This window comes from Bacillus norwichensis (assembly GCF_014836955.1).
Classification (GTDB): domain Bacteria; phylum Bacillota; class Bacilli; order Bacillales; family Bacillaceae_C; genus Siminovitchia; species Siminovitchia norwichensis.
Genome location: NZ_JACSPV010000051.1, coordinates 21,483 through 28,877 on the forward strand (window position 1 = coordinate 21,483; position 7,395 = coordinate 28,877).

Consider the following 7,395-nt stretch of genomic DNA (forward strand, 5'->3'; position numbering starts at 1 on the left):
TGAGGAGAAAAGGATATGCAGCGTTATAAGGCGGCCGTCGCCTATGACGGCTCCGGTTTTTCCGGCTATCAGATTCAACCGAGAGGGCGGACGGTTCAAGGAGAAATCGAACAGGTACTCCAAAAATTGCATAAGGGCGAGGTCATAGGCGTGACAGCGTCAGGAAGGACCGATAGCGGCGTCCATGCTCGTGGTCAAGTCATTCACTTTGACTCACCTTTGCAGCTCTCAGGTGATCAATGGATCAAGGCGCTGAATAGCCTTCTTCCAGACGACATCTCGTTTTTGAGAGTGGAGGCAGCTGAATCCGATTTTCATGCCCGCTTTGATGCAACGAAGAAAAAGTATAAATACTTTTTATACGGCGGATTGGTAAGAGATCCTTTTAAACGGCACTTTGCTGCTCACGTACGCGGCGCCTTTGATGTGAAGGTAATGAGAGAGGCAGCTGAGCATTTGACAGGCACTCACGACTTCACGAGCTTTTGCTCTGCAAAAACCGAAACGGATAACAGAGTGAGAACCCTTTTTGAACTGGATATCCAAGATCACGGTGGCGAATTAGAACTGACATTCATCGGCGACGGCTTTTTATACAACATGGTCAGAATCATCGTTGGAACCTTACTGGATGCCGGCAGTGGGAAACTAAAAATCAGCGACATCCCTGGCATTCTGGCCGCCAAGGACCGCACCATGGCGGGCAAGACAGCCCCAGCAGAAGGTCTGTATCTATGGGAAGTTTACTATGAATGATGTGTGGGCCTGGAGTAATTTTGGGAGCTGGACAGAAAAGCCTGCAATTCGGACAGTATATATAGAAACCAGACAGTAAAGCTGAAAGGTTTGGACAGTAAAATTGGCGATCTGGATAGAAAAGCCCAGGGTTGGACAGTAAATTAAAAAACTAGACAGTAAAATCAAGAGCTTCGATAGTAATTTTTAAAAGCTCAATAGTAAATAGATCAATCGGCCAGTCTTTCAGAACCGGGTAAAATTGCTGGCTGTAAATAAAATTCCTTAACAACCATGCCAGGTGTTCAAAAATCACTTGACTTTACTTGTCAAAGAGGATAGAATATCAGATGGTATTATTTTTATATCTCCACGATAAGCCCCGGAAACTTATTGTGATGAAAAATAAAAATACGACGAATGTGAACTTTTTAATTCATTTGGGAGGGTAACAAATGCGTACTACGTATATGGCTAAAGCCGGTGACATCAATCGTAAATGGTACGTCGTTGACGCTGAAGGCAAAACACTTGGCCGCCTTGCAACTGAAGTTGCAACACTTTTGCGCGGTAAACATAAACCGACTTATACGCCGAATGTTGATACAGGCGATCACGTAATCATCGTGAATGCAGCGAAAATCGAATTAACAGGCAACAAGCTTCAAGACAAAATGTACTATCGTCACTCAGGCTATGCTGGCGGAATCAAAGCGACAAATGCTGCTGAAATGAGAGCAAAGCGCCCTGAAAAAATGATCGAGCTTGCGATCAAAGGCATGCTTCCAAAAGGACCTTTGGGACGCCAAATGTACAGAAAACTGAATGTCTATGCTGGAGCAGAGCATCCGCATCAAGCACAACAACCGGAAGTGTACGAACTTCGCGGGTAATTTAAAAGGAGGATAACAATGGCACAAGTTCAATATTATGGTACAGGCCGTCGTAAAAGCTCCGTAGCCCGTGTACGTTTAGTACCTGGCGAAGGCCGTATCGTTATTAATAATCGTGAAGTAGAAGACTATATCCCTTTCGCAGCTTTGCGTGAAGTAATCAAGCAGCCACTTACTGCTACTGAAACTCTAGGCAACTATGACGTATTGGTAAACGTTCAAGGCGGCGGCTATACTGGTCAAGCAGGCGCAATCCGCCACGGCATCGCTCGTGCGTTGCTTGAAGCTGACCCTGAGTACCGCGCACCACTTAAGCGTGCAGGTCTCCTAACTCGTGACCCACGTATGAAAGAACGTAAGAAATACGGTCTTAAAGGCGCGCGTAGAGCTCCTCAGTTCTCGAAGCGTTAATCTTAATAAAAACTTTGATATATCAACGTTTACAGCCTGTTCCAAATTGTTTGGAACAGGCTGTTTTTATGCAAAAAAATGATCTAGTGAATGTAATTATTTTTTGAATGTACTTCATATGGATTCTTCATCTAAAAAGTTGCTAATATTTTCTTTACTCTGTTTGGTTACGTGAGTGTATATACCCAACGTAGTAGCAATCCTAGCGTGCCCATTAAACCGTGTACAGTAATGTATCCTAAAGCGCCAAATAACCTGCTAGGCAATGCTGCTGGAAGTCAAGATGCTCAAATACAGAAAATGCCACTATGAGATAGGATTGAGTTAAGTGAAAAGCTGACTAAACATAAAAAGTTGAAAGAAGTTGCGCATAAGGTCGACGATTCAAGTCTACCTCTCGAAAAAAGTAATGGTCAGAGCATGATAAGGCAATGATCGTAATGTTTTGGTATTAGGAAACAATATTGAACAGTTGCTTCCTTCTGAAATTGCCTTATATAATCATCCTGCAACCAAGCTTGATTTTTAAAGAAGGTTTGTTGCCTGGACGAATCAGCAAGTATGTGTCCATTGGAGACACAATCAAAAGGGTTTGAAATCTTATGTCTATTGCCTATAAGCAAAACAGAGATTTTTGTTTTATCCTTTTTGCAGGTGGAGCAGGTGAAATTAAAAATTTGACGATGGAAAATCACAATTCATGTTATGTGAAAGTAGCGACTGAATTTATGGCTGACGGTACGAATTTCGCTTCGTCATTATCTAAAGCGGTAAGCATTAGTATCTGAAAGGCGTCTCAAAAAGGCTGACGCCATTTTCAATACAGATGGTAAAGCTAATTTAACTGCTCAATTCTTTGAATCATTTAATGAGGTTAAGAAAGAAAAAGATTTCAATGTTTTATCATTTGTCGTAAAGGAAATGCTAAAAGCAGAAAAGTTATTGTATCGTTTTCGGATAAGGTAGCGGACATTTAAAATTTTAATGATGAAGAAGGATATGGAGTATTTGAAATTTAATTAACAATTTACCAAAGGAACGATTTTTTTCGTTCCTTTCTTATTTTGCACGAATATACATATTTTAAGTGAGAATTTTGATTACAATGATGCTAAAACGTGTATAATGGGCATATTAAGTTCATATTTTGAAAAAATGAACGTAATGAGGAGGGAGTTTATATGGCCCCTATCAAAGGTGTTAAGAAATTGCCTGTTAGCGTTAAGACAGAACAGGCGGCTGAAATCTTTATGAAGTTGGCTACTGTTTCATCAGAAATTAGTCGTTTGGACGAAAAATTTAAACACACTATTGTTAGAAGTGATTTGATTAATACCCTTGCTTTGAAAGAGTCTGTTCAATCTACAAGAATTGAAGGCACACAGGTTACTTTTACAGATATGGTTAATGAAACACATAAATCTGAACAAAAGCAAGAGCATATAGAAGTTTTAAATTATCGCAAGGCTTTATATATCGGTCAAGAAAGAATTAGAAATGGTTATCCTTTAACAACCCGTCTAATATTAGACCTTCATAAAGTATTAATGGAAGGTGCTAGGGGGGCTAATACCGATCGTGGTGAATTTAGGAAGGTTCCCAATTGGATAGGACCTACAAAACGCTTTGAAGATGCAGTATATGTACCGATAGATGCAGGCGAAATAGAAAGCTATTTGATGAATTGGGAGACATATGCGAATAAGCATCCGTATGGTGAAAAAATGGATGTAAGCCACTTGCCTGTTGGAGATTTCGTTTTAGATGAAAGTATTCATCCGTTATTGAAGGTTGCTATCCTTCATGCTCAATTTGAATCAATCCATCCGTTTTTAGATGGGAATGGTCGTTTAGGCAGAATTATTATTGCTCTTTATATGATGCAGTCTGAACAATTATCCAGTCCGATATTCTTTGTTAGTGAGGAATTGGAGAAGCAGCGAGCAAAATATTACCACTTACTAAATGAAACTCGTGGTAACAATCCAAAATGGTATAACTGGCTGAACTTTTTCTTGGACGCCTCTCAACGTATGGCTGAAAAGTTAAGTATACTATTAGAACAAGCTGATCAAATAGCGAAAGCAGGTATAGAAAAATGTGAGGGAAGTACAGAACCACTTGTATATCTAATGACATTCAGACACCCAAACATTACAGCAGTACAGGCGGCAGAACACGCTAAAATCGCACCTACAACAGCTAGAAGAACATTGAACTCACTTGCTGAAAAAGAACTACTATTTAAAGATCCGTCACAAAAACGAAATGTTGAATACTTCAATTATGATGTATTAGATTTATTCGATAAATAACATTCAGCTCTTGCTTGTAAGCAGGAGCTTTTTTGGTGCGCCCAGCATGGTACAATCTATAGGGTTGAAAAGTCTATATCAACGATATGAATTTCTACGTCATACTTAATTGAGCCGCCGTATACGAACGGTTCGGTGGTGTGAGAGGTCGGGGGCTAGTCACTCCCTCCTGCAATATTTACATTATATGGATGATTTATATTAGAAAATGAAGGTTATATTATGGAGATGCGAACAAGAGAAGAAATCTAACAGAAGAAAAGACAGCGATTAATTGAAGAATGGGAAGCTTACATTATATGGGAAAGAGAGACCATGAAGCGTAGGATTTCCCCTTTCCTAATCCTCAACAAGTTTTTTTCAAAACGCCAAAAATATGAACAGTTTTTGAAGAAAGATTGTGTTAAACAAAAAAAAGCCAACTGAATATAAGTCAGTTGAGCATAAAAAATTATTACCTTAAGAGATACATAATAGTTCAGTTTATAAAACCCTGTCAAATCTTCTTGAAGATTAAATATAAATATTAAGCATTGAATTGTTCTAATGCAAGAAGAGTCTTTTTAAATGGAATTCCTCCCCTGTATCCTGTTAATTTCCCATCACTCCCAATAACTCGATGGCATGGTATTATTATGGGAATCGGGTTTGAACCATTAGCGGCCCCAACGGCTCTACTTGCTTTAGGCCTATTTAAACTCTTAGCAATATAAAAATATGTCCTAGTTTCCCCGTATGGAATTTTCAAAAGACCTTGCCATACTGTTTTTTGGAAATTTGTTCCATGAAGATCAAGATCAATTGAAAATTCTTTTCTTCTTCCTTGGAGAAATTCTATTAACTGTAAACAGTAACCTGACATCTTTTCTTTATTTTGAACTAGCTCTACATTTTGCATGTTTTTATAGACCCAATTCTCCAGTGTTTCAAATGACTCATTGGGCAGTCTTAGGCAACAAAGACCATTCTTCGTAGCGGCTAAATAAAAATTCCAGTCATTATAAATTAAACTATCCCAGTATACTATTTCTTGTCTATTCATCTTCGTCTCCTACTAATGCTGATGTTGAATATTGCTTTCTAAACTCTGATGGATTCATTCCCACTTTATCTAAAAAAACGGATGAAAAATGGGAAATATTATGATAACCAACCTTTAAAGCAATTTCTGTGATTGATTTATCAGTGGTTTTTAACATTTCTTTTGCTAATTTAATTCTTATTTGAAAAAGGTAATCAGAAGGTGTTTTTCCCACTATTTTCTTAAAGGTTCTGTGCAAATGGTAGGGATTGATATGGATTTCTTCAGCTATTTTAGAGAGAGTAATCGATTCATCGAAATGGTTATGAATAAACGTTTTAGCATTATGTGCTATTTCCTCATCAGGGGCCTTTAGTTTCTCAGGTTTACATCTTTTACATGGACGAAAACCAGAAGTAATCGCTTCACTAACACTCGAAAATACCTTAGTATTTTCTCTTTTTGGAGTTCTGGATTTGCAAGAAGGTCTGCAAAAAATTTTAGTTGTAGTTAGTCCATAAAAAAATTTTCCATCATACAATCTATCACATTGAACAATAGCCTCCCACATATATTCCTGCATAAAAACGCCTCCTGTTTTTATTATACTCATAACTTTCCCTTATCAAAGCCCTTTAAAATAAGATAGCAAGAATATGAAAGAGGCCTTGTGTTATGTTTTTGATACAGTTTTGTTAGAGGGGTGAAATAAGGTGTTAAAAAAATCAATCACACTATGGCAAGGTATTGCTTTATACGTAGGAGCTGTAATTGGTTCTGGAATTCTAATTCTTCCGGGGATGACAGCAGGCATTGCAGGAGCTAATGCTTTATATTCTTGGATTGGAATGGTACTATTTAGCATTCCATTAGCGTATACTTTTGCTCTACTAGCAAAGGAATATCCATGTTCAGGAGGCATTTCAACTTTTGTCGAAAAAGCTTTTGGGAGATATGCAAGTGCAATTATTGGCTGGTTTTATTTTATTGCAGCAATCGCAGGGCAAGTTATTGTTCCTCTAACGGGTGGAATATATGTAATTTACGCTTTGCAACTCGATATAGAAATAGCATACATCATTGCAGGAATTATACTTATTAGTGCTGTTATAATTAATTATTTTGGGATTAAATTAAGTAGTAAGGTACAGTTGATGATAAGTAGCCTTACTTTGTTGATTCTTCTTTTTACAATTATCTCAGCTCTACCCTTAATTGATATTAATAACATCAAGCCTAGTCTGACTTCTGATAACATTACCTTAGCTGGAAAGGCCGGAATGTTTATCTTTTGGTCCTTTTTTGGATGGGAAGCAATTGCAAGTCTTGCCCCCGAGTTTAAAAATCCCAAAAGAGATATAACTAGAGCTACGTGGGGAGCGATCATAATTGTAGGAATCGTTTATCTTGGTTCAGCATTAGCAGTGATAGGAACACAGTCCTATTCAACAGAGACATCAACAATCGAGGGAGCCATGAATAATGCTTCATTGGTTCAGGTAATGACAAAAACGACAGGTATTCACGGTGGATATGCCACTGCATTCGTTGCTCTACTAATCTCTGTTGGAACTACCAATGTCTTTGCAGCGGGAATTAGTAGACTTGGGTATTCCTTAGCCCGTGAAAAACTTGCTCCATCATGGTTCGACTATATACACAAAAGATACCATACCCCTACTCATATGATTATTTTTATTGGGATTTTTGCTACTGGCGGATTATTAATCGCCTATATATTTAAAATAAGTTTGGAGACATTGGTTTTTATACCTAATTCTCTTGGTATAGCTAGTTATGTTTTCGGGGGCTTGGCAGGAGTCAAGCTATTAGATTCTAAAATAGGTAAAATCATGGCGGCGCTTACCACAATAGTGTGCTTAGCAGCATATCCTTTTGTTGGTATTTTTATTCAAATTCCATTAATCGTGGGTATTGCCTGTTGTGACCGTCAAGTAGAATTGAACACTTTTTGCTAATTAATTTTGAACACTTTCGCTTCCAAAAATGGAAGTTCGAT

Annotated in this window: 8 protein-coding genes; 6 read left to right on the plus strand and 2 right to left on the minus strand. The window is 38.1% G+C overall.

What is annotated here, in order from left to right; translation table 11 throughout:
* The first annotated feature begins 15 nt into the window (after positions 1-15).
* The 5 genes from truA to H9631_RS19510 all read left to right on the plus strand — a co-directional run bounded on the left by truA (position 16) and on the right by H9631_RS19510 (position 4,354).
* Positions 16-756, plus strand: a complete 741-nt coding sequence (gene truA / locus H9631_RS19490; protein ID WP_191815754.1) for a tRNA pseudouridine(38-40) synthase TruA — start codon at positions 16-18, stop codon at positions 754-756.
* Positions 757-1,190: 434 nt separating this feature from the next.
* Positions 1,191-1,628, plus strand: coding sequence for a 50S ribosomal protein L13 (rplM, locus tag H9631_RS19495; RefSeq protein WP_120118008.1), 438 nt, complete (start codon positions 1,191-1,193; stop codon positions 1,626-1,628).
* A gap of 18 nt (positions 1,629-1,646) precedes the next feature.
* Entirely contained in the window at positions 1,647-2,039 is a 393-nt protein-coding gene (gene rpsI / locus H9631_RS19500) for a 30S ribosomal protein S9 (RefSeq protein ID WP_191815756.1), read from the plus strand.
* Between the two features lie 602 nt (positions 2,040-2,641).
* Positions 2,642-2,827, plus strand: a complete 186-nt coding sequence (locus H9631_RS19505) for a hypothetical protein (RefSeq protein ID WP_191815758.1) — start codon at positions 2,642-2,644, stop codon at positions 2,825-2,827.
* A gap of 393 nt (positions 2,828-3,220) precedes the next feature.
* Positions 3,221-4,354 carry a Fic family protein gene (locus H9631_RS19510; protein WP_191815760.1) on the plus strand — a complete coding sequence of 378 codons (1,134 nt, stop codon included), beginning with the start codon at positions 3,221-3,223 and terminating at the stop codon, positions 4,352-4,354.
* Positions 4,355-4,880: 526 nt separating this feature from the next.
* Here the strand turns inward: H9631_RS19510 and H9631_RS19515 are convergent.
* Both H9631_RS19515 and H9631_RS19520 read right to left on the minus strand, forming a co-directional pair.
* Positions 4,881-5,396 (minus strand): methylated-DNA--[protein]-cysteine S-methyltransferase, encoded by a 516-nt coding sequence (locus tag H9631_RS19515; protein ID WP_191815762.1) that lies wholly within the window; start codon positions 5,394-5,396, stop codon positions 4,881-4,883.
* A complete protein-coding gene (locus tag H9631_RS19520; protein ID WP_191815764.1) occupies positions 5,389-5,958 on the minus strand; it encodes a bifunctional transcriptional activator/DNA repair enzyme AdaA in 570 nt (189 codons plus the stop codon). The genes H9631_RS19515 and H9631_RS19520 overlap by 8 nt, the downstream gene beginning before the upstream one ends.
* A gap of 130 nt (positions 5,959-6,088) precedes the next feature.
* Here H9631_RS19520 and H9631_RS19525 point away from each other — a divergent pair, with 130 nt between their 5' ends.
* The gene (locus H9631_RS19525; RefSeq protein ID WP_191815766.1) at positions 6,089-7,354 is read left to right on the plus strand and encodes an APC family permease; all 1,266 of its coding nucleotides are present in this window, start codon (positions 6,089-6,091) and stop codon (positions 7,352-7,354) included.
* Positions 7,355-7,395: the final 41 nt, after the last annotated feature.